At 74.7% G+C, this 20850-nt stretch carries 17 protein-coding genes; 9 read left to right on the top strand and 8 right to left on the bottom strand.

The genetic code is table 11. The annotated features are described in order from the left end of the window. Positions 1-12: 12 nt before the first annotated feature. The 4 genes from CP969_RS29830 to CP969_RS29815 all read right to left on the bottom strand — a co-directional run bounded on the left by CP969_RS29830 (position 13) and on the right by CP969_RS29815 (position 5194). Complete coding sequence (locus tag CP969_RS29830) at positions 13-1164, bottom strand: XdhC family protein (protein ID WP_016824080.1); 1152 nt, start codon at positions 1162-1164, stop codon at positions 13-15. 141 nt (positions 1165-1305) lie between these two features. Continuing rightward, positions 1306-3729, bottom strand: a complete 2424-nt coding sequence (gene pucD / locus CP969_RS29825) for a xanthine dehydrogenase subunit D (protein ID WP_016824081.1) — start codon at positions 3727-3729, stop codon at positions 1306-1308. 2 nt (positions 3730-3731) lie between these two features. Beyond that, a complete protein-coding gene (locus CP969_RS29820; RefSeq protein ID WP_016824082.1) occupies positions 3732-4304 on the bottom strand; it encodes a (2Fe-2S)-binding protein in 573 nt (190 codons plus the stop codon). Further along, positions 4304-5194 (bottom strand): FAD binding domain-containing protein, encoded by an 891-nt coding sequence (locus CP969_RS29815; protein ID WP_016824083.1) that lies wholly within the window; start codon positions 5192-5194, stop codon positions 4304-4306. Before CP969_RS29815 ends, CP969_RS29820 begins: the two co-directional genes overlap by 1 nt. Positions 5195-5555: 361 nt before the next feature. Between CP969_RS29815 and CP969_RS29805 the strand changes: the two genes are divergently transcribed. Further along, the gene (locus CP969_RS29805) at positions 5556-7304 is read left to right on the top strand and encodes a PucR family transcriptional regulator (protein ID WP_016824084.1); all 1749 of its coding nucleotides are present in this window, start codon (positions 5556-5558) and stop codon (positions 7302-7304) included. A 236-nt stretch (positions 7305-7540) separates the two neighbouring features. Beyond that, positions 7541-8308, top strand: a complete 768-nt coding sequence (locus CP969_RS29800; protein ID WP_016824085.1) for a hypothetical protein — start codon at positions 7541-7543, stop codon at positions 8306-8308. Positions 8309-8346: 38 nt separating this feature from the next. Here CP969_RS29800 and CP969_RS29795 read toward each other — a convergent pair whose 3' ends face one another. Continuing rightward, entirely contained in the window at positions 8347-9171 is an 825-nt protein-coding gene (locus CP969_RS29795; protein WP_016824086.1) for a GntR family transcriptional regulator, read from the bottom strand. 181 nt (positions 9172-9352) lie between these two features. Here CP969_RS29795 and CP969_RS29790 point away from each other — a divergent pair, with 181 nt between their 5' ends. Then, positions 9353-10198, top strand: coding sequence for a (2Fe-2S)-binding protein (locus CP969_RS29790; RefSeq protein ID WP_004981687.1), 846 nt, complete (start codon positions 9353-9355; stop codon positions 10196-10198). Between the two features lie 302 nt (positions 10199-10500). Next, positions 10501-11550: a DUF2637 domain-containing protein gene (locus CP969_RS29785; protein WP_004981690.1), complete on the top strand. Its 1050-nt coding sequence runs from the start codon at positions 10501-10503 to the stop codon at positions 11548-11550. A gap of 145 nt (positions 11551-11695) precedes the next feature. Here CP969_RS29785 and CP969_RS29780 read toward each other — a convergent pair whose 3' ends face one another. Further along, positions 11696-12913, bottom strand: coding sequence for a PucR family transcriptional regulator (locus tag CP969_RS29780; RefSeq protein WP_016824088.1), 1218 nt, complete (start codon positions 12911-12913; stop codon positions 11696-11698). A gap of 125 nt (positions 12914-13038) precedes the next feature. On the opposite strand from CP969_RS29780, the gene CP969_RS29775 reads away from it, so the two are divergent. The 5 genes from CP969_RS29775 to CP969_RS29755 all read left to right on the top strand — a co-directional run bounded on the left by CP969_RS29775 (position 13039) and on the right by CP969_RS29755 (position 19263). After that, on the top strand, positions 13039-13617 hold the full coding sequence (locus CP969_RS29775; protein WP_016824089.1) for an urease subunit gamma: 579 nt from the start codon (positions 13039-13041) through the stop codon (positions 13615-13617). Further along, positions 13614-15302: an urease subunit alpha gene (locus CP969_RS29770; RefSeq protein ID WP_016824090.1), complete on the top strand. Its 1689-nt coding sequence runs from the start codon at positions 13614-13616 to the stop codon at positions 15300-15302. The genes CP969_RS29775 and CP969_RS29770 overlap by 4 nt, the downstream gene beginning before the upstream one ends. Before the next feature lie 48 nt (positions 15303-15350). After that, positions 15351-17051 (top strand): amidohydrolase, encoded by a 1701-nt coding sequence (locus CP969_RS29765; RefSeq protein ID WP_016824091.1) that lies wholly within the window; start codon positions 15351-15353, stop codon positions 17049-17051. Continuing rightward, a complete protein-coding gene (locus tag CP969_RS29760; RefSeq protein ID WP_004981699.1) occupies positions 17048-18379 on the top strand; it encodes an MFS transporter in 1332 nt (443 codons plus the stop codon). Before CP969_RS29765 ends, CP969_RS29760 begins: the two co-directional genes overlap by 4 nt. Before the next feature lie 122 nt (positions 18380-18501). Continuing rightward, a complete protein-coding gene (locus CP969_RS29755; RefSeq protein ID WP_026084779.1) occupies positions 18502-19263 on the top strand; it encodes a ZIP family metal transporter in 762 nt (253 codons plus the stop codon). 262 nt (positions 19264-19525) lie between these two features. On the opposite strand, the gene CP969_RS29750 is transcribed toward CP969_RS29755, so the two are convergent. Together CP969_RS29750 and CP969_RS29745 are read right to left on the bottom strand one after the other, a co-directional pair. Next, positions 19526-20008 (bottom strand): ATP-binding protein, encoded by a 483-nt coding sequence (locus CP969_RS29750; protein ID WP_043493955.1) that lies wholly within the window; start codon positions 20006-20008, stop codon positions 19526-19528. A gap of 205 nt (positions 20009-20213) precedes the next feature. Beyond that, entirely contained in the window at positions 20214-20831 is a 618-nt protein-coding gene (locus CP969_RS29745) for a hypothetical protein (RefSeq protein WP_004981705.1), read from the bottom strand. Positions 20832-20850 lie beyond the last annotated feature (19 nt).

The raw sequence follows: 20850 nt of genomic DNA, 5'->3' as shown, positions 1-20850 counted from the left end.
GGCACCGCGCGCTCAGGCCACCGAGCCGATCCGGCCCCCGGGCGCCGGGCCGCCGTCGTGGTGGATCGGCGTGTGCGCACCGGTGAGGGGGACCCCGCTGCCGCCGCGCCGGTTCGCGACGATCTCCGCCGCGATGGACAGGGCCGTCTCCTCCGGTGTGCGGGCGCCCAGGTCGAGGCCGATGGGCGACCTGAGGCGGGCCAGCTCCGGGTCGCCCACCCCGGCTTCGCGCAGGCGCGCGGTGCGGTCCAGATGGGTGCGGCGGGACCCCATCGCGCCGACGTAGGCCACCGGGAGGCGCAGGGCCCGTCGCAGCAGCGGCACGTCGAACTTCGCGTCGTGGGTCAGCACGCACAGGACCGTGCGGGCGTCCACGGACGTCCGCTCCAGGTACCGGTGCGGCCACTCGACGACGATCTCGTCCGCCTCGGGGAAGCGGGCCCGCGTGGCGAACACGGGGCGCGCGTCGCACACCGTGACGTGGTGGCCGAGGAACTTGCCGACCCGGACCAGCGCCGACGCGAAGTCGATCGCGCCGAAGACGATCATCCGGGGCGGCGGCACCGACGACTCCACCAGCAGCGTCAGCGGCGCTCCGCAGCGGGAGCCCTGCGCACCGACCTCCAGCGTGCCCGTGCGGCCCGCCTCCAGCAGCGCGCCGGCCTCGGCCGCCACCGTGCGGTCCAGTTCCGGGTGGGCGCCGAAGCCGCCCTCGTACGAGCCGTCCGGGCGGACCAGGAGCGCGCGGCCCCTCAGCTCCGCCGGGCCGCTCACGATCCGGGCCAGGGCCGCCGCCTCCCCCCGCGCGACGGCGCCCAGCGCGGACGCGAGCACCGGGCGGGCGGGGTCCGCCGCCCGCACCGGCGCGACCAGCACGTCGATGGCGCCGCCGCAGGTCAGACCCGTGGCGAAGGCGTCGTCGTCGCTGTGCCCGAAGCGTTCCAGCAGGGTTCCGCCGTCCCGCAGCACCTGCTCGCACAGCCCGTACACCGCGCCCTCCACACACCCGCCGGAGACCGAGCCGATCGCCGTGCCGTCGGCGTCCACCGCGAGCGCGGCACCGGGCCGGCGGGGCGCGCTGCCGTCGACCGCCACCACGGTGGCGACCGCGAAGTCACGGCCCTGCCCGACCCACCGGTCCAGCTCCTCGGCGATCTCCAGCATCTCTCCTGCTCCTCGGCTGCGGTGACGTGGAGGGCGGTCGGGGCCGGCGCGCGCCCGTCCGGCTCCCGACCGGGGCGGGGCGAGGTGGACGAGGAGGGCCGGCGCCGGGCCCCGCGCGAAGGCGCCGGTCTCCCGCGCGGGTCAGGCCGTGCCCGTGAGGTGTTCCGGGCGGACCGGTGTCCTGTTCAGCTCCAGGCCCGTCGCGTCGCGGATCGCCGCGAGGACCGCCGGGGTCGAGGACAGCGTGGGGGCCTCGCCCACGCCGCGCAGCCCGTACGGCGCGTGCCCGTCGGCGAGTTCGAGCACGTCGACGGGGATGGTCGGCGTGTCGAGGATGGTGGGGATGAGGTAGTCCGTGAAGGAGGGGTTCCGCACCTTCGCGGTCCTCGGGTCGACGAGGATCTCCTCCATGACCGCCATCCCCAGGCCCTGGGCGGTGCCGCCCTGGATCTGGCCGACGACGGACAGCGGGTTGAGCGCCTTGCCGACGTCCTGGGCGCAGGCCAGCTCGATCACCTTCACCAGGCCGAGCTCGGTGTCGACCTCGACGACGGCGCGGTGCGCGGCGAAGGAGTACTGGACGTGGCCGTTGCCCTGGCCGGTGCGCAGGTCGAAGGGCTCGGTCGGCCGGTGCCGCCACTCCTCCTCGGCCTCGACGGCCTCGTCGCCGAGGACGTCCACCAGGTCGGCGAGGGTCTCGCCGCCGTCGGTGACGACCTTGCCGCCCTCCAGCAGGAGTTCGGCGCTCGCCCACGCGGGGTGGTACGAGCCGAACCTGCGCCGGCCGAGCTCCAGCACCTTCTCGCGGACCAGCGCGCAGGCGTGCCGGACCGCGCCGCCGGTGACGTAGGTCTGCCGGGACGCGGAGGTCGAGCCCGCCGAGCCCACCCGTGTGTCGGCCGGGTGGATCGTCACCCGGGTGACGCCCAGCTCGGTGCGGGCGATCTGCGCGTGGACGGTGACACCGCCCTGGCCGACCTCCGCCATCGCGGTGTGCACGGTGACGACCGGCTCCCCGCCCGCCACCTCCATGCGGACGCGGGCGGTGGAGTAGTCGTCGAAGCCCTCGGAGAAGCCGACGTTCTTGATGCCGACCGCGTAGCCGACCCCGCGCACCACCCCCTCGCCGTGCGTGGTGTTGGACAGGCCGCCCGGCAGCTGGCGCACGTCGGCGCCCTCGCTGCTCTCCCACTGGCGCTCCGGCGGCATCGGCATCGCCTTGACGCGGCGCAGGAGTTCGGCGACCGGCGCCGGGGAGTCGACCCGCTGCCCGGTGGGCATGACCGCGCCCTGCTCCATGGCGTTGAGCTGCCTGAACTCCACTGGGTCCAGGCCGAGTTCCTTCGCCAGCTTGTCCATCTGCGCCTCGTAGGCGAAGCACGCCTGGACCGCGCCGAAGCCGCGCATGGCGCCGCAGGGCGGGTTGTTGGTGTAGAGGGCGACGGCCTCGATGTCGACGTCGTCGACGACGTACGGTCCGACGCCGAGCGAGGAGGCGTTGCCGACCACGGCCGGGGAGGCGGAGGCGTACGCGCCGCCGTCCAGGACGATGCGGCACTTGACGTGGGTCAGCCTGCCGTCGCGGGTGGCCCCGTGCTCGTAGCGCAGCTTCGCCGGGTGGCGGTGGACGTGGCCGAAGAAGGACTCGAAGCGGTTGTAGACGATCTTGACGGGCCTGCCGGTGCGCAGCGCGAGCAGGCAGGCGTGGATCTGCATGGACAGGTCCTCGCGCCCGCCGAACGCCCCGCCCACCCCGGCCAGTGTCATCCGCACCTTGTCCTCGGGCAGGCCGAGCACGGGCGCGATCTGGCGCAGGTCGGAGTGGAGCCACTGGGTGGCGATGTAGAGGTGGACGCCGCCGTCCTCCTCGGGGACCGCGAGACCGGACTCGGGGCCGAGGAAGGCCTGGTCCTGCATGCCGAAGGTGTACTCGCCCTCGACGATCACGTCCGCGCGCCGCCGGGCCCCGGCCACGTCGCCGCGCACGATGGGCTGGCGGTGGACGATGTTGGGGTGGGGGACGTGGCGGCTGTGGTGGTCGGTGCGGTCCTCGTGGACGAGGACCGCGTCGGGGGCGAGGGCGGAGGCCTCGTCGGTGACCACGGGCAGCTCGCGGTAGTCGACCTCGATCTTCGCGGCGGCGCGGCGGGCGGTCTCCGGGTGGTCGGCGGCGACGATCGCGACGGGCTCGCCGTGGTGGCGGACCCTGCCGTGCGCGAGGACCGGGGTGTCCTGGATCTCCAGGCCGTAGTGCTTCACGTCGGCCGGCAGGTCGTCGTACGTCATCACGGCGTACACGCCCGGCACGGCGAGGGCCTCGCCGGTGTCGATGGAGACGATCTCGGCGTGCGCGACCGGGGAGCGCAGGATCTGGCCCCAGAGCATGTCCTCGTGCCACAGGTCGGACGCGTACGCGAACTCACCGGTGACCTTGAGGACGCCGTCCGGGCGGAGGGTGGACTCGCCGATGCCGCCCCTGGTCCCGGAGCCTTGCGTGATCTTCGTGGGAACGCCGAGGGGGGCACCGCCCTGCCCGGACGCGGCGGAGGGCTCGGAGGACCGCATGCTCAGACCCCCTCGGACCGGCGGGCGGCCGCCAGGCGGACCGCGTCCATGATCTTCTCGTAGCCGGTGCAGCGGCACAGGTTGCCCGACAGGGCCTCGCGGATGTCCGCGTCGGTCGGGTCGGGGTTGCGCTCCAGCAGCGCGTCGGCGGCGATCAGCAGACCGGGCGTGCAGAAGCCGCACTGGACGGCGCCGGCGTCGATGAACGCCTGCTGGACGGGGGCCGGTTCGGTGCCCTCGCCGGTCTGCGGGCCGGTGCCCCCGGCGGTCCGTCCCACGGCCTCGTCCGGGGAGGTGCCGCGGGCTCCGGTCCCGCCGGAGCGCTGCCCGGCGTAGTGCGCCAGGCCCTCCACGGTGACGACCTCGCGGCCCTCGGCCTGACCGGCCGCGACGAGACAGGAGCACACCGGCACGCCGTCCAGGCGGACCGTGCAGGAGCCGCACTCGCCCTGTTCGCAGGCGTTCTTGGAACCCGGCAGGCCGAGCCGCTCGCGCAGCACGTACAGCAGGGACTCGCCCTCCCAGACGTCGTCGGCCCGCCGGGGGCGTCCGTTGACGGTGAAGTCGATTCGCATCACGCGGCTCCCTCGGTGACGCGGCCGGGGCCGCGGTACGACTCCCAGGTCCAGGCCAGGGTGCGCCGGGCCATGACGCCGACCGCGTGCCGGCGGTAGTCCGCGGTGCCGCGGACGTCGTCGATCGGGTTGCAGGCGGCGGCGCACAGGTCCGCGAAGCGCCGGGCGACCGACGGGGGGATGGTCTTCCCGTTGTCCCAGAAGCCGCCCTCGTCGAGCGCCGCCCGCAGGAACTCCTCGGCGGTCCTCGCCCGGACGGGGGTGGGGGCGGCGGAGCCGATGCCGGTGCGGACCGTCCGGGTCCCGGGGTGCAGGGCCAGGCCGAAGGCGCACACCGCGATGACCATGGCGTTGCGGGTACCGACCTTGGAGTACTGCTGCGGGCCGTCGGCCTTCTTGATGTGGACGGCGCGGATCAGCTCGTCGGGCGCCAGCGCGTTGCGCTTCACGCCGGTGTAGAAGTCGTCGATGGGGATGCGGCGCGCTCCGCGCACCGACTCGGCCTCGACCTCGGCGCCGGCGGCGAGCAGCGCCGGGTGGGCGTCGCCGGCCGGGGAGGCGGTGCCGAGGTTGCCGCCGACACCGCCGCGGTTGCGGATCTGCGGGGAGGCGACCGTGTGGGAGGCGAGGGCGAGGCCCGGCAGCTCGGCGCGCAGGTGCTCCATGATCCTGGCGTACGGGACGCAGGCGCCGAGCCGTACGCTCTCCTCGCCGACCTCCCAGTCGTAGAGGTCGGCGACGCGGTTCAGGTCCATGAGGTACTCGGGCCGGCGGCGGTCGAAGTTGATCTCGACCATCACGTCGGTGCCACCCGCAATCGGCACGGCGGTGGGGTGCTCGGCCTTCGCGGCGAGCGCCTCCTCCCAGCTGGCGGGGCGAAGGAAGTCCATGACCGGCTCTCTTCTTCGTCTCGTGGAGCGTACGGATCGTGGGACGTACGGGTCGAGCCGATCCGTGTACGGCGGGCCGGGCCCGCTCATGGGGGATTTACACGGATTGGGCTCAGTACACCGCCCTGTACTCCACCGGGGTCAGTCACGGAAGCCATGAAGGAGTTGGCTGGCCAGCGAGGCCATCTTGTAGATTCGTATGAATGGAGGCCATCCGTCACCTCCCCCGGCCTCCTCCGGAAACGGAGGACACGGCGCAGGGGACGGCCGGCACCGCGGATCGGCCACCCACCGGGCCCTCGCCGGAAGATCCCTCCACGTTTCCCCCTGGACATCGAGACGAAGAACGGCGGCGACGAGAATGCGGCTGCGCGCACTGCTGGACACCGACGCGCTGGGCCTGAAGCTGCTCGGCGGCGAGGACGAGCTGGACCGCACGGTGCGCGGGGTGATGACCACCGACCTGCGGGACCCGAGCCGCTACCTCTCGGGCGGGGAACTGGTGCTCACGGGGCTGGCCTGGCGCCGGGACGCCGCGGACTCCGAGCCGTTCGTGCGCATACTGGCGCAGGCCGGGGTGGCCGCCGTCGCGGCCGGCACGGCGGAGCTGGGGCACGTCCCGGACGACCTGGTCGTGGCCTGTGCGCGACACCGGCTGCCGCTGTTCGAGGTGCACGAGTCGGTCGCCTTCGCGACCGTCACCGAGCACGTCGTCCGGCAGGTGTCCGGCGAGCGCGCCGGGGACCTCGCGGCCGTGGTGGACCGGCACCGGCGGATGATGACCTCGGGCCCGGCGGGCGGTGGCCCGGAGGTGGTGCTCGACCTGCTGGGCTCGGACCTGGACCTGCGGGCCTGGGTGCTGTCGCCCACGGGCCGGCCGATCGCCGGCCCGAAGGCGGCGGGCCCCTCGGCGGGGGAGCCGACGCTGCCCGCCGAGGTGCGCGCGCGGCTCGCGGCGGAGCACCTGGCGACCGCCCGCACCGGGCGGCGCGGACCGCACCGGGTGACGGTGGGACAGACGACGTACAGCCTCTTCCCGGTGCGCCCCGGCCGGCGCGCACCGCAGGGCCCGCCGGTCGGGCAGTCCGCACGGGACGTACGGGACGTACGGGACGTACGGGACGCGCGGGACGTACGGGACGCACGCGAGACGGTGCTGTCGGAGTGGCTGCTGGCGGTCGAGGCGGACGCCGCGGACTGGACCGGGGAGCGGCTGGACCTGCTGCACGGAGTCACCCAGCTGATCGCGGTCGAGCAGGAGCGCCGGGACGCGGCGCGCACGGTCCGGCGCCGGCTCGCGCAGGAGGTGCTGGAACTGGTGCAGACGGGCGCCGCGCCGACCGAGATCGGGGCCCGGCTGCGGGTGGCGGCCCCAGTGCTGCTGCCCGGGCTCGGCACCGCGCCGCACTGGCAGGTGGTCGTGGCCCGCGTCGACCGGGCCGGCGAGGCGGACGGCGGCCCGGTGGCCCAGGCGCTGCTGGAGGAGATCCTGGCCGACCCGGCGTCGGCCGGACCCGAGCAGTCGGACCGCATCGCGGTCGCCCACACCGGGGACGAGGCGGTCGCGCTCGTCCCGCTGCCCGCGGTGGCGGGCGAGCGCGAGGGCTCCGGGGCGGGGATCCTCGCCGACGCGCTCCTGGAGTCCGTACGGGAACCGCTCACCGCGGGGCTGGAGGACGACGGCCGGGTCACGCTCGGGGTCAGCGCGGCCGTGCACTCGGCGGAGGGCCTGCGCGGGGCCCTGGAGGAGGCGCGGCACGCGCGGCGCGTGGCCGCGGCCCGGCCCGGCCGGGTCTGCGCGGCCGGGCACCAGGAACTGGCCTCGCACGTCCTGCTGCTGCCCTTCGTCCCCGACGACGTGCGCCGCGCCTTCACCGCCCGCCTCCTGGACCCCCTGCGGGACTACGACCGCCGGCACCGCGCCGAGCTGATCCCGACGCTGGAGGCGTTCCTCGACTGCGACGGCTCCTGGACCCGGTGCGCCTCCCGGCTGCACCTGCACGTCAACACGCTGCGGTACCGGGTGGGCCGCATCGAGCAGCTGACGGGCCGTGACCTGTCGCGCCTGGAGGACAAGCTGGACTTCTTCCTGGCCCTGCGGATGAGCTGAGGGGCGCGCCGCGCCGGACGGCGCACGGGACCCCGCGGACGGCGCAACACGGCGGTGGGCGCCGGGAGATGGTGGACGGGCGCCGTCGGCCGGGCCGGCGTTCGCGTCCGTCGCCCCCGACTTTGTGAAATCCTTCACCCGCCCTCTTGGCCCGGCCCCGCTGTTCGTGCTGAGATGCGGCCACCACTCAACAGCTCGATGGCGTGCTCGGGGAGGGCAACGTGGCGCATACCGCCATGTCTGGTAACGGAACGACCGCCGGTGACGATCCCCTCCAGACCGCGGTATGGCGGCTGCGCTCCCGGGCCTGCTGGGCCGACGCCGCCGCCCTGCTCGCCCCCGACACCCCGGCCGCCGCCCTGCAACGGGCGTCGTTGCTGGTGGAGCGGTGCCTGTACACCGAGGCGGGGTGGGAGGAGGCCGAGGACGCGCTGCGCACGGCCGAGGCGCTGGCCCACACCGACGAGGAGCGGGGCGCCGCCGCTTGTGAACGCGGTTACGTGGCCTACGCCGCCACGCTGTTCCAGGTGCGCGACCGCTCCGACGAGGCGCGGGCCGCGCTCGGCCGGGCGGCCGCGCTGATCCCTCCGGGAGCGGTGGGGCGGGCGCTGCTGGACTTCCGGCGCGGGCTGATCGCCGAGAACCTCACCCGGTCCCCGCAGGCGGCGCGGGCCGCGTACCGGCGGGCGCACGCGGGCGCCGCCTCCCACGCCGATCCGCTGCTGCTGTCCGCCACCTGGCGTCATCTCGCCGGACTCGCCCTGCGTGAGGGGGAGTTGGCGGACGCCCGGCACGGCTTCGCCGAATCCCTGCGGATCCGCGAGGAGTTGGGCTATCTCGTGGGTACGGCCCCGGCCCTGGTCTCGCTCGCCGACACGGAGACCGAGCCGGAGGCGTCCCGCCTGCGCGAGGAGGCCCGCCGCCTGTTCCGCCTCCTGGGCGGCGTCCCCACCTGGCTGGCCCACCGTCTGGCCCCGCCGGCCACGGGGGCGGCGACGGCGTAGTCCGTGCGGCCGGCGGCCGGTCCGCGCGGTCCGCCCGCTCAGACGGCCCCGGTGAAGTGCTCCCCCACCAGCGCCCGCACCACGTCGAGGTCCTGCGCGATCAACGCGTCCAGCAGGGCCGTGTGTTCATGGGCGTCGGCCACCAGCTCCGCCCGGCCGCGGGCGCCGGGGGCGGCGCCGGTCAGGGGCCACTGGGCACGGCGGTGGAGGTCCTCGGCGATCCGGACCAGCTGTTCGTTCCCCGCGAGGGCGAGCACCGCGCCGTGGAAGGCGCGGTCGGACTCGGCGTACGTGGCCCGGCAGCCGGAGGAGGCGGCGCGGACCGTGGTCTCGGCGAGGGGGCGCAACTCGGCCCAGCGCTCGGCGGGCACCGTGCGGGCCAGCCGCAGCATCACCGGGACCTCGATCAGCGCCCGGACCTCGGCCAGCTCGGCCAGCTCCCGCGCGTCCCGCTCGACCACCCGGAACCCGCGGTTCGGCACCACTTCGACCGCGCCCTCGAGCGCGAGCTGCTGCATGGCCTCCCGGACGGGCGTCGCGGAGACGCCGAACCGCTCGGCGAGCACGGGCGCGGAGTGCACCTCGCCGGGCCGCAGCTCGCCCGAGACCAGCGCGGTGCGCAGGGCGGCGAGGACCTGCCCGCGCACGGAGGACCGCTGGACGGCGGGCCGGGGAAGCGGAACGGCCGGTTCGCCGTGCGTGTGCTCACCGCGCACGGCCCCGCTCCCGGCGCCCCGCGGCCGGCCGCGTTCCCGCTCCGCGGTCCGGGGCCGGGGCTGGGCGGGCACCCGGAAGCGGCCCTCGCCGGCCCGGCCGGTGTCCGTTCCCTGCGTCCCGCCGGAGCCCTGCGTGTCCTGCTTCACGGGGTCCTCCTGCGGACGTGTCGGTACTTGGGGTCATTACTGCGGGTTGGCGCCCGTCCGTCAAGAACCTTAAGCGCACCGGCCGCCAGTTCCCATATCGGCGAACTTCGGTAAGGTGAGGCTTACCTTTATTGGCCCGTCTCCCCGAGGCGCGGCCCCACTCGTCGTGAAGGGGAATCGCATGTCTGTGCCCGGTTCGGCCGTCGCGAACGCGTACGCCCGTCTGGCGGAGGCCTTTCCCGCGCTGGACGTCGTCGAACTCGGCACCGACGAGGAGCTCCCCCGCGGCGGCGGCTGGGTCGCGGCGGCCTCGCTCGCCGGGGACGGAGCCGCCCTGGAGGCGTTCCTGTCCTGGGACGACACCCAGGTGCTGCGGGACTACGGGCAGCAGGCCCGGCCGGACGTGGTCGCGAGCTTCGGCCTGCACCGCTACGCCTGGCCCGCCTGCCTGCTGATCACCGTGCCGTGGTTCCTGCACCGCCGCGTGCCCCGCTACCCCGCGACGCACGTCGCGTTCGACCGCACCGCCCCCGGCCTCGCCGTGGGCCGCATGGCCGTGCGGCCGGACGGCTTCGCCTGCCTGCCCGGCGACCCCGCGGCCGCGCTGCCCGGCGCCCGGGTGGTGCCCGACGAGGAGGCGCTGCGGGCGGAGGTGCGGGCGGCGGTCGCCGACCACCTCGAACCCGTCCTGGCCGCCTTCGGCCCGCGCATGCGGCGGCGCGGCCGGGCCCTGTGGGGCATGGCGACCGACGAGATCGTCGAGAGCCTGTGGTACGTCGGCCAACTGCTCGGCGAGGAGGAGCGGGCGCTGCGCGAGCTGGAGCTGCTGCTGCCGGGCGCGACCAAGCCGTACGTCGGCGCGGCGGCCTTCCGCCGGCTGACCGGACCCGGCGGGGAGCCGGTGCGCACCCGGGACCGGGTCAGCTGCTGCATGTTCTACACCCTGCGCCCCGAGGACATCTGCGCCACCTGCCCGCGCACCTGCGCGACGGAGCGCGCCGGCCGCCTGGTGGCCCAGGCGAGTTGACACCGTGTCGGACAACGGCGCCGCCGCCGTCCCGTAGGATCACTGGGCGCCGGGACACCTCAGGGTCACGGGTGATGCACGATTCCCTCACGTTCCCCGGGAGATTTCCGCGGAACCATCCGCACGGGTAGTCTTATTCGAACTCAACTCCCGCCTCTCACGCGGCAGTTCGAGCAGAACGCCGCCCTGGGGAAACCACTGGACCCCCTTGGCGGCCTCTTGCCCCGAAACCCCCTGAGAGCCCGTGGGATTGGTCCACTATGGCGGGCGTTACGCCCTATCCCAAGGCAAGGGACCCCTAGATGAGACTGACCGACATATCGCTGAATTGGCTGCTTCCGGGCGCCGTGCTGCTCCTGGGCATGCTGACGGCGATGGCGGTGCTGGCGCGCGGCAAGCGCTCCTCGGTCAAGGACACGAGCGCGGACGACTCGTGGGAGCGCAGCGAGGAGCGCCGCAGGCGCAAGGAGGCCATCTACGGCACCGTCTCCTACGTCCTGCTGTTCTGCTGTGCGGCGGTGGCCGCCGCGCTCTCCTTCCACGGACTGGTCGGCTTCGGCGAACAGAACCTCGGCCTGTCCGGCGGCTGGCAGTACCTCGTCCCGTTCGGCCTGGACGGCGCGGCGATGTTCTGCTCGGTGCTCGCCGTGCGCGAGGCCAGCCACGGTGACGCGGCCCTCGGCTCGCGGATACTCGTGTGGACGTTCGCCTTCGCCGCGGCCTGGTTCAACTGGGTGCACGCCCCCCGGGGCGCCGGACACGCGGGCGCCCCGCACTTCTTCGCGGGCATGTCCCTGTCGGCGGCGGTGCTGTTCGACCGCGCGCTGAAGCAGACCCGCCGGGCCGCGCTGCGCGAACAGGGCCTGGTGCCGCGTCCGCTGCCGCAGATCCGCATCGTCCGCTGGCTGCGCGCCCCCCGGGAGACCTACCGGGCCTGGTCGCTGATGCTGCTGGAGGGCGTGCGCAGCCTCGACGAGGCGGTCGAGGAAGTGCGCGAGGACAAGCGCCAGAAGGACGAGGAGCGCCGGCGCAGGCGCGACCAGCAGCGGATGGAGCGGGCACGGCTGAAGGCGATCAGCCGCGGCCACCGCGGCTTCGTGGGCCGGGGCGGCGGGCGCGAACTGGAGACACCGACGGTGGAGCGCGGCTCCGACCTCGACGTGGTCGCCGCGGAGCCCGCCATATCGGCGGCGGAGTCGCTGCCCGTGCGCGCGCGTCCCTCCCTGCAGCCGGTACGCCGCGGCGCTGATCCGGTGACCGTCGACCTCACCGCCGAGGACGACACCCAGGCGCTGCCGCGTCTGGACTCCCTGGAGCGCAAGCTCAAGGACCTGGAGCAGCAGTTCGGCTGACGGCACGACGGCCGGACGAACGGGGCGGGGTGCGGTCCGCATGGACCGCACCCCGCCCCGTTCGTCCGTCGTGTGCGGGCCGGCCGGCGACGCTCCCGGCGTCCGGGCCCGCCGCGGCCCGGCCGTCCCGGTCCGCGGCGGGCGGTCACCCGCTGCGGAGCCGCTCGCACTGCAGGGCGAACAGGACGGCGGCCGCCTCCGTCGGCCGGGTGGGGTGCAGGCCGGTCAGCTCGGTGAACCGGCTCAGGCGGTTGAGCACCGTGTTGCGGTGGCAGTACAGCTCACGGGTGACCGCCGCGACCGACCCGGACTCGCAGTACGCGACCACGGTGTCCAGCAGGCGCCGGCGCTCGTGCGGCGACAACCGGCCCAGGCCGGCGAGCACCGCGTCGGCCAGCACCCCGGCGATCGGCCCCAGCCGCGCCGCCGCCACCGGCATCCACGCCTCGACCAGGGTCACCGGGCCGTGCGCCGTCCCGCCGTCCATCGTCATGGCGATCGCCTCGGCCACCCGTACCGTGTCGGGGACGCGGGCCAGTCCGCGGGCGACCGGGCCGAGGGCGCACGCCACGCCGTCCAGCCAGGCGGGCGGGGACGCGTCCGCCCCGTCCGGCAGCCTGGCCACGAGCACCAGCATGCCGTTGTGCTGCTGCAGGTGGGAGGAGTGGCCCGCCGACCGCGCCGCGACGGCCCGGCGCAGCGCCTGCTGCGACTCCGGCGGCGCCACCGCCACGGCGAAGTCCGACTGCGCGTTGACCTGGAGCAGGGTGGCCACCTGTGCGACCAGGCGCTGGTCGCGGCCGTCCGAGGACAGCAGCCTGCCCATGAGCGCGGTCCGCTCCCGCTCCCGCTCGCGGGCCAGCACGGCGACCTGGTCCAGGTAGGCCGCGTGCACCTGCACGGTGTGGAACTCCACCGCCTCCCACACCCGCACCGCCCCGCGCGTCAGCTGCGGCAGGTCCTCCGGGCGGGTGCGTTCCAGGAACGCGGTCCACAGCACGCGGAAGTCCATGCGCACCGCCTGCAGCAGCGGCTCCAGCGGCATGCCCTGGTGGGCGCGGCGGCGGCCCAGCCGTTCCGAGACCGCGCGCAGTTCCCCGGGCACCGGCAGGCCGCCGATCAGGCGCAGCAGCAGCTCGAAGGAGGACCGGGCGGTCTCGCGCAGGTCCTCGGGCGGGACCACGGCCTCGTAGTCGTCGAACGCGGAGACCTCCGGGACGTAGCGTCCGACCAGGTCGTCCAGGTCGTCCAGGCAGTCGCGCACCAGCGTGCGCAGCTCGGGGGGAACGGGCGCGCTGCCGTCGCCGCCGCCTCCGGCAGCGGGGGTGCGGGCGGGGCCGTCGTTGTCCGGCGCATTGTGCATGTGCCCATTATCGGGGGGTCAGAACGGAGCGTTTCAGCATTGTTCACGTCCCCCTCACAGGGCATTGTGCTGTGCATGCCCCACCGCGCGGCCAACGGGCCCGCACCGTCCCGAGGGGAACACCCATGCATCTGACTCCACGCGAACAGGAACGGCTGACGCTGTTCTCGGCCGCCGAGCTCGCCCGGCGGCGGCTCGCCCGCGGTGCCCGGCTCGGCGCGACCGAGGCCGTCGCCCTGGTGTGCGACGAGGTCCTGGAGATGGCCTGGGACGGCGTGCCGCTGGAGACCGTGGTCGAGCGGGCCCGGGAGGTCGTGCCGCGCGACCGGCTGCTGCCGGGGGTCGCCGGCGCCGTGCCCAGCCTGCAGGTGGAGGCGCTCTTCCCGCACGGTTCCACGCTGGTCCACGTGGCCGAACCGTTCGGCCCGGCCGGGCCGGACGCCCCCGGCGCCGTGCTGTCCGCCGGGGGCGGGACGGAGCTGGCGCCCGGCCGCCCGCGCAAGGACCTGGAGATCACCAACCGGGGCGCCCGCGCGGTGTGGGTATCCTCCCACTTCCCGCTCGAGGAGGCGAACGCCGCCCTGGAGTTCGACCGCGAGGCCGCCCGCGGCCACCGGCTGGACGTCCCGGCCGGGACCTCGGAGCGGTTCGAGCCCGGCACGACCCGCACCGTCACCGTGGTGGCACGAGGAGGAGAGCGATGAGCCGGATGTCCCGGCAGGCGTACGCGTCCCTGTACGGCCCGACCGCCGGTGACCGCGTCCGGCTGGCCGACACCGACCTGTGGGTGCGGGTGGACGCCGACGACACCGAGCCCGGCGAGGAGATGCTCGGCGGCTGCGGCAAGACCGCCCGCGACGGCCTGCTGGTGGCCGGCCGGGCCCCGCGGGAGAGCGCCCTGGACATGGTGATCCTCGGCGTGGTCGTCATGGACCCGCTGATCGGCGTGCGGAAGACCAACATCGGCATCAAGGAGGGCCGGATCGTCGGCATCGGGCGGGCCGGCAACCCGGAGAACAACGACGGCGTCGAACTCGTCGTCGACTCCCACACCGCGATGATCAACGGCCAGGGGCTCATCGCCACGGCCGGGATCGTGGACTCCCACGTCCACCTCTCCAGCCCCGAGGTGGTGCCCGCGGCGCTCTCCGCCGGCGTCACCACCATGGTCGGCATGGGGATCGGCGGCGTGTGGGACGTCGGCGCCAACCCCGCCCACAACCTGCACAGCCTCATCGAGGGCTGGCGCGACGCCCCGGTCAACGTGGCGTTCCTCGCCCGGGGCTCCTCCTCCTCGCAGGAGCTGCTGGAGCGCGCGGTGCTCGCCGGCTCCGGCGGCTTCAAGATCCACGAGGACTGGGGGGCCACGCCCCGCATCGTCGACACCTGCCTGGGCGTGGCGGAGGAGGCCGACCTGCCGGTCGCCCTGCACACCGACACCCTCAACGAGTCCGGCTACCTCGCCGACACCCTCTCGGCCACCCGCGGGCGCACCGTGCACGCCTACCACGTCGAGGGCGGCGGCGGTCACCCCGACCTGCTGGAGATCGTCTCCGAACCGCACGTGCTGACCTCCTCCACCACCCCGACGCTGCCGCTGACCCCGGCCACCGTCGCCGAGCTGCTGCCCATGACGATGACGGTCCACGGCGGCCACCACGGGGTGGAGAGCGACGTGTCGATCGCGGCGAGCCGGGTGCGCGAGCACGCCATCGCCGCCGAGAACGCCCTGCACGACCTCGGCGCGATCAGCATCGTCAACTCCGACTCCATGGGCATGGGCCGCATCGCCGAGACCGCGCGCCGCACCTGGCAGCTCGCGCACGTGCAGGCCCACCTGGCGGGACAGACCGGCCCGGACTTCGTCGGCAACGAGCGGGTGCTGCGCTACCTGGCCAAGATCACGCTGAATCCCGCGATCGCCCACGGCATGGCCGCGGACGTCGGCTCCCTGCGGCCCGGCCGCCTCGCCGACGTGGTGCTGTGGCGCCCCGCCACGTTCGGCGCGCAGCCGGAGCTGGTGCTCAAGTCCGGCTTCGTCGCCTGGGGGGTGTCGGGCTCGGGTTCCGGCTCCACCCGGCTGACCCAGCCGCGGGTGATGAAGCCCTACTTCGGCGGCCTGGGCGGGGCGCCGCGCCGGCTGTCCACCGTCTTCGTCTCCCGGGCCTGCCTGGACGACCGCGCCTCCGCGGGCGCCCTCCCCAAGGGGGTGCGCTACACGGCCCTGCGCGACAGCCGCGGTCTGACGCGCGGCGACATGGTCGCCAACACCGCCGTACCGACGGTGCGGGTGCCCACCACACCGGACGCGGTACTGGTCGACGGCCGGCCGGTCAACGTCCACCACGCCGCGGACCTGCCGCTGACCCGTCTGCAGAACCTGGCCTGAACCGGCCCCGGCCACCGGGACCCGGACCCTCCATCGGAAAGCCGTTCCATGCTCGATCTCAAACTGCGCAACGCCCGCATCCGCACCGTGGACGACCGCCATCCCCACGCCCGCACCCTCGGTGTCCTGGCGGGGCGGATCGTCGGCCTCGACGCGACGGTCGAGGACCTGCCCGCGCGCACCGTGCTCGACTGCGGCGGCACGGTCGTCGTCCCCGGATTCGGCGACGCCCACAACCACATGGCCTGGTTCGGCCAGTCCCTGGACGAGCTCGACCTGAGCACGGCGACCACGCTGTCCCAGGTCTACGACGCCGTCGCCCGCCGCGCGGCCGGTCTGCCCGCCGACGCCTGGATCGTGGGCTCCGGCTACGACGACACGGTCATGGGCGGGCACCCGCACCGCACGGAACTGGACCGGGCCGCGGGCGGCCGGCCGGTGTGGCTCAAGCACCGCTCCGGGCACATGTGCGCGGTCGGCAGCGAGGTGCTGCGGCGGGCCGGCGTCCTCGACGGCACGGCGGACTCCCCCGAGGGCGGGGTCGTGGTGCGCGACGGCGACGGCGCGCCGACCGGCCTGCTCCAGGAGCGGGCCCAGTCCCTGGTCACCGGCCTGGTCATGCCCTACCCGGTGGCCGACCTGGCCGCCGCCCTGGGCCGCGCGAGCGCGGTCTACGCGGCGGAGGGGCTGACCCACGTGGTGGAGGCCGGGATCGGGCTCGGCCTCATCGGCCGCAGTCCCGTCGAGGCCGCCGCGTACCAGCTCGCCCGCGAACGCGGGACGCTGCGCACCCGGGTGGAGCTGATGGTGGCCGCCGACAACCTGCACGCCCTGCGGGCCCACGCCGACGACGGCATCACCACCGGCATCGACCTGGGTCTGCGCTCCGGCTTCGGCGACGACCGGCTGCGGCTGGGCCCGATGAAGATCTGGCTGGACGGGTCGCTGATCGGCCGCACGGCCGCGGTGTCCGAGCCGTTCTGCGGGCACGACCACGCGAGCGGCGTCTACCAGGGCAGCCCGGAGGAGATGCGCCGGCTCGTCGTCGAGGCCCACCGGTCCGGCTGGCGGGTGGCCGCGCACGCCATCGGCGACAGCGCCGTCGACCTCGCCCTCGACGCCTTCGCCGAGGCCCAGGGCGTGCTGCCCCGCCCGGACGTGCGGCACCGCATCGAGCACTCCGCCGTGGTCCGCCCCGACCAGCTGGAGCGCTACGTGGAGCTGGGCGTGGTCCCGGTGCCGCAGGCGCGCTTCCTGTACGACGTCGGCGACAGCATGTCCGAGGGGCTCGGCCCGGACCGTACCCTGTGGATGTACCGGCACCGTTCCTTCCTCGACCGGGGGATCCGGGTGCCGGGCAGCTCCGACCGGCCGGTCGCCCCGGGAGCGCCCCTCCTCGGGATGCAGTCCATGGTCGAGCGCCTCAGCCGGGCGGGCACCGTCCTCGCCCCGGACGAGCGCGTGAGCGCGGAGCAGGCCCTCCGGGCCTACACCGTCGACGCGGCATGGGCCAGCCACGACGAGGACCGTCGCGGCAGCCTCACCCCCGGCACATATGCCGATTTCGTCATACTTTCCGATGACCCTGTCACCGTCGACAGCCATCGGATCGGCGCCATCGACGTCCTCGCCACCTTCGTGGCCGGGGAGTGCGTCCACGGCGCCGACGCAGTCGGGGACCTCCCGACGGTGAACGGTCCCCTCCCCACGGCCGGAACCCCCCGGCCGGACGCAAGGAGTCACGCATGAGCACAGTCGGCCAGGTCACCCCAGGGGCTCCGCCGGGCACGACGACCGATGCGAAGGCCAAGGACGCCGGACGGGTCGCCTTCGCGTCCTTCGTCGGCACGGCGCTGGAGTGGTACGACTACTTCCTCTTCGGCACCGCCTCCGCCATCGTCTTCAACCGGCTGTACTTCACCACCCTCAACCCCACGGCGGCCACCCTGGCGGCCTTCGCGACCTTCGGTGTCGGATTCGCCGCCCGGCCGATCGGCGCCCTGGTCTTCGGATGGCTCGGCGACCGCATGGGCAGGAAGCCGGCCCTGCTGATCACCGTGATCATGATCGGTATCGCCACCGGTCTGATCGGTCTGCTGCCCGGCTACGCCACCATCGGCATCGCCGCACCGCTGCTGCTGGTGTTCCTGCGCCTGGTCCAGGGCATCGCCGTCGGTGGTGAGTGGGGCGGCGCCATCACCCTGGCCGTGGAACACGCGCCGCCGGAGAAGCGCGGCTGGTACGCCGCGCTCCCGCAGGTCGGCTCCCCCGTGGGCACCCTGCTCTCCTCCGGGGCCTTCGCCCTGGTGCTCCTCCTGCCGTCCGAGTCCTTCGACTCCTGGGGCTGGCGCCTGCCGTTCCTGATGGCCTTCCCGCTGATGGGCATCGCCGTCTACATCCGCCGCAAGGTGGAGGAGTCGCCGCTCTTCGACGAGATGCTGGAGCAGAACGAGCAGGCCAAGGTGCCGGCGCTCGACATCTTCCGCCAGGCCTGGGGCCGGCTGCTGATCGCGATGGCCTCGGCGACCCTGGGGGTCGGCGGGTTCTACATGCTGACCACCTTCATGATCAGCTACGGGGCCGACACCCTGGGCATGCCGCGCTCCCTCATGGTCAACGGCACGCTGGTGGCGGCGGTCGTCCAGATCGTGGTGATCATCGTCGTGGGCCGTGCGGCCGACCGCCTCGGCGCCGGCCGGGTCACGCTGTGGGGCGGCCTGCTCAGCGCCGCCTTCGCCTTCCCGCTCTTCTGGCTGGTCGAGACCGAGAACCCGGTCGTGGTCGTGCTGGCCATGGCGACCGGCATCGGCGTGCTCTCCGTCGCGTACGCCGTGTCCGGGGCGCTGCTCGCCGAACTGTTCCCGGCCCGGCTGCGCTACACCGGCGTGGCTCTGTCCTACAACCTGGCCGGCGCTCTCACCGGCTTCCTCCCCTTCCTCGCGACCGCGCTGCTCGCGGCCGGCGGGGGTGCCTCGTGGCCGGCCGCCCTGCTGCTGGTGGCCCTGTCCCTGATCACCGCCCTCGGCGGGTTCCTGGGCGGGCGCATGCGGGTGGAGGACAAGTCCCCCACCGGCTGAACCCCGCCGGCCGCTCGGCCTGCGGGACCTCTCACCGCCATCGTGCGCTCCGGCGCCCGGTGGCGGTGTGCCGTTTCCGGCCGTGACGGGCTCGGCGGTGCGCCACCGGGTACCGGTGACGCATGAACGATGTGGTGCAGGCGGGACTGTGGGGACTGGTGGCGGGGTCCGCGCTCCTCCTGGGCGCGGTGATCGGTTTCGGGGTGCGGGTGCCGCAGAAGGTGGTCGCCACGGTGATGGCGTTCGGCGCGGGGGTGCTGATCTCCGCGGTCTCCTTCGAGTTGGTCGGTGAGGCCTACGACCAGGCGGGGCTGGCTCCGGCGGCGATCGGCACGCTCGTCGGCGCGGGCGCCTACACCGCCGGGAACCTCTGGCTGGCCCGCCGCGGCGCCCGGCACCGCAAGCGCTCCGGCCACCGTCCGGCGCACGCCCAGCCGTCCGAGGCGCAGCAAGGCGGCTCCGGGCTGGCGCTGGCGCTCGGGGCGCTGCTGGACGGGGTGCCGGAGTCGGCCGTGATCGGGGTGAGCCTGCTGGACGGCGGCGCGGTCAGTCTGGTGACCGTGGCGGCCGTGTTCATCAGCAACGTCCCGGAGGGGCTGTCGAGCTCGGCGGGGATGAGACGGGCGGGCCGCGGCAAGGCGTACGTCTTCGGCGTGTGGGGCGCGATCGCCGCCGCCAGTACCGTGTCCGCCGTCCTCGGCTACACCGTCGTCGGTGCCTTCTCTCCCGCGGTGATCGCCGCCGTCACGGCGGTGGCGGCCGGAGCGATCCTCGCCATGATCGCCGACACGATGATCCCCGAGGCCTTCGAGGACGCCCACCTGGCCATCGGGTTGGTCACGGTGAGCGGTTTCCTGGTCTCGTTCGCCCTGTCCCACGCCTGAGCCGCGCACGGCCCGCGGCGCTCCGGCGGGCACCGGCGACGCGGACCGGTCCGGACGGGGGCGCTCCGGTGGGTGGCCGGCGGATCACGCGGCGGGTGCGGGGCGGGCGGGGGCGGCCCTCCCGCCCCGCCCGTGTCGTCGCCGGGTGCCGACGCTCCGCGTCGCCGCCCCCTTCGCCCCGCACGCGAACCGCTCCGGCCCCGCCCACCGGTGACACCGGGGCGCCGCCGACCTCCCGCACCCCGATCCCGCCGGACGGGCCCTAAGCGGCGTCCGCGTCGAGCGCGAACCAGACCGCCTTGCCCACCCCGTGCGCCCTGACCCCCCACTCGTCGGCGAGGGACTCGACGAGCACCAGTCCCCGGCCGTTCGTCCCGTCGGCGGCCGGTACGCGCGGCCGGGGCTCGCGGGCCGCGAAGTCCCGCACCTCCACCCGCAGCCCCCCGGGCCCGACGGTGGCCGTCAGGACCGCCTCCCGGTCGGTGTGGACGAGCGCGTTGGTGACGAGCTCACTGGTGAGCAGTTCCGCGATCGCGCACTGCTCCGGTCTCCCCCACGGCCCGAGCAGTTCGCGCAGCGCCCTGCGCGACTCGGGCACCGCCCGCAGGTCCGCCCGCCCCAGCCGGCGCCTCAGCCGGGCCGTCGGCGCCTGCGGTGCCGCACCGCCGTCCGCCGTCGTGTCCGCGGTCTTCCCCGAGAAGGCTCCGACCGTGGCGGAACCGCCTCCTCGTCCCTGCCTCTCCATGCTCCCCCGCCCGCGTGCCGATGTCGGTCCCCCTGCTGCTCGAACACGTTCACGGGAATGCTTGCCCCGTCACCCACCCGCCAGTCATGCCGGGCCGTCACCGGCCGGTTGTTGGCCGAAGTGCGATGGCCACACAACCGCGCGGGGCCGTCCCCCCGACCCCCGTGGCGAGAGGACGACCCCGGCTTGCGCGGTGGTCGCGCGGTCAGTACAGCTTGTTGACGGCCCTCTTCGTCGTCTTCTTGAAGGCGGCCACCGGGGCGTCGTCGAAGTCGCCCATCTGCCCCCAGCCCACGACGGTCACCGTCCTGCCGTCCCGTCCCACGGACAGCAGGTGGACGTCCGTGGCGCCCCAGGAGGTGGCGGTGTGCAGACCGTGCACCTGTGCGCCCTCCTCGACCGGCAGCGAACCGTAGAACCGGCCCTCCGCCTCGATCTCCGGGGAGGACCGCTCGATCCGGTCCGCGCAGGAGCGGATCTTCTTGTTCAGCAGGGCGGCCAGCGCCTTGCCCCGGGCGGCGGAGCGCGTGACGGTGGTGACCTGCACGGCGCCGGTGTCCAGCTCGGTGCGGAAGACCCGGTGCCGGTGGTCGTGGGCCGGCACGCCCTCGCCCAGGCAGAAGGCGAGTTCCGCCGGGAAGCCGTCGGTGACCGGGCCCGCGGTCCAGTCGGACCACGGGTGCGGCGGCAGCTCGGACGCCGCGAGGAACCTGGGCGCGGCCTTCTTCGGCGCGGCTCCGGCCGGCGCGGTCAGTGCCGTGCCGGCCGCGAGGACCGCGGCGGTGAGTGCGGCCAGGGTGGCGGCTCGGGTGCGCATGGGCATGGATGTCCCCTGTGAGGAG

Origin of the sequence: Streptomyces viridosporus T7A (assembly GCF_008704515.1) — a bacterium.
Taxonomy (GTDB): Bacteria; Actinomycetota; Actinomycetes; order Streptomycetales; family Streptomycetaceae; genus Streptomyces; species Streptomyces viridosporus.
The sequence above is the reverse complement of the archived record's forward strand: the minus strand, read 5'-3'. Positions and strand labels throughout refer to the sequence as shown.

Bases quoted from the DNA above. Each gene is read 5' to 3' on its own strand.
- CP969_RS29830 (WP_016824080.1), bottom strand. From the start codon at position 1,164: ATGCTGGAGATCGCCGAGGAGCTGGACCGGTGGGTCGGGCAGGGCCGT.
- pucD (WP_016824081.1), bottom strand. From the start codon at position 3,729: ATGCGGTCCTCCGAGCCCTCCGCCGCGTCCGGGCAGGGCGGTGCCCCC.
- CP969_RS29820 (WP_016824082.1), bottom strand. From the start codon at position 4,304: ATGCGAATCGACTTCACCGTCAACGGACGCCCCCGGCGGGCCGACGAC.
- CP969_RS29815 (WP_016824083.1), bottom strand. From the start codon at position 5,194: ATGGACTTCCTTCGCCCCGCCAGCTGGGAGGAGGCGCTCGCCGCGAAG.
- CP969_RS29805 (WP_016824084.1), top strand. From the start codon at position 5,556: ATGCGGCTGCGCGCACTGCTGGACACCGACGCGCTGGGCCTGAAGCTG.
- CP969_RS29800 (WP_016824085.1), top strand. From the start codon at position 7,541: ATGTCTGGTAACGGAACGACCGCCGGTGACGATCCCCTCCAGACCGCG.
- CP969_RS29790 (WP_004981687.1), top strand. From the start codon at position 9,353: ATGTCTGTGCCCGGTTCGGCCGTCGCGAACGCGTACGCCCGTCTGGCG.
- CP969_RS29785 (WP_004981690.1), top strand. From the start codon at position 10,501: ATGAGACTGACCGACATATCGCTGAATTGGCTGCTTCCGGGCGCCGTG.
- CP969_RS29780 (WP_016824088.1), bottom strand. From the start codon at position 12,913: ATGCACAATGCGCCGGACAACGACGGCCCCGCCCGCACCCCCGCTGCC.
- CP969_RS29775 (WP_016824089.1), top strand. From the start codon at position 13,039: ATGCATCTGACTCCACGCGAACAGGAACGGCTGACGCTGTTCTCGGCC.
- CP969_RS29770 (WP_016824090.1), top strand. From the start codon at position 13,614: ATGAGCCGGATGTCCCGGCAGGCGTACGCGTCCCTGTACGGCCCGACC.
- CP969_RS29765 (WP_016824091.1), top strand. From the start codon at position 15,351: ATGCTCGATCTCAAACTGCGCAACGCCCGCATCCGCACCGTGGACGAC.
- CP969_RS29760 (WP_004981699.1), top strand. From the start codon at position 17,048: ATGAGCACAGTCGGCCAGGTCACCCCAGGGGCTCCGCCGGGCACGACG.
- CP969_RS29755 (WP_026084779.1), top strand. From the start codon at position 18,502: ATGAACGATGTGGTGCAGGCGGGACTGTGGGGACTGGTGGCGGGGTCC.
- CP969_RS29750 (WP_043493955.1), bottom strand. From the start codon at position 20,008: ATGGAGAGGCAGGGACGAGGAGGCGGTTCCGCCACGGTCGGAGCCTTC.
- CP969_RS29745 (WP_004981705.1), bottom strand. From the start codon at position 20,831: ATGCCCATGCGCACCCGAGCCGCCACCCTGGCCGCACTCACCGCCGCG.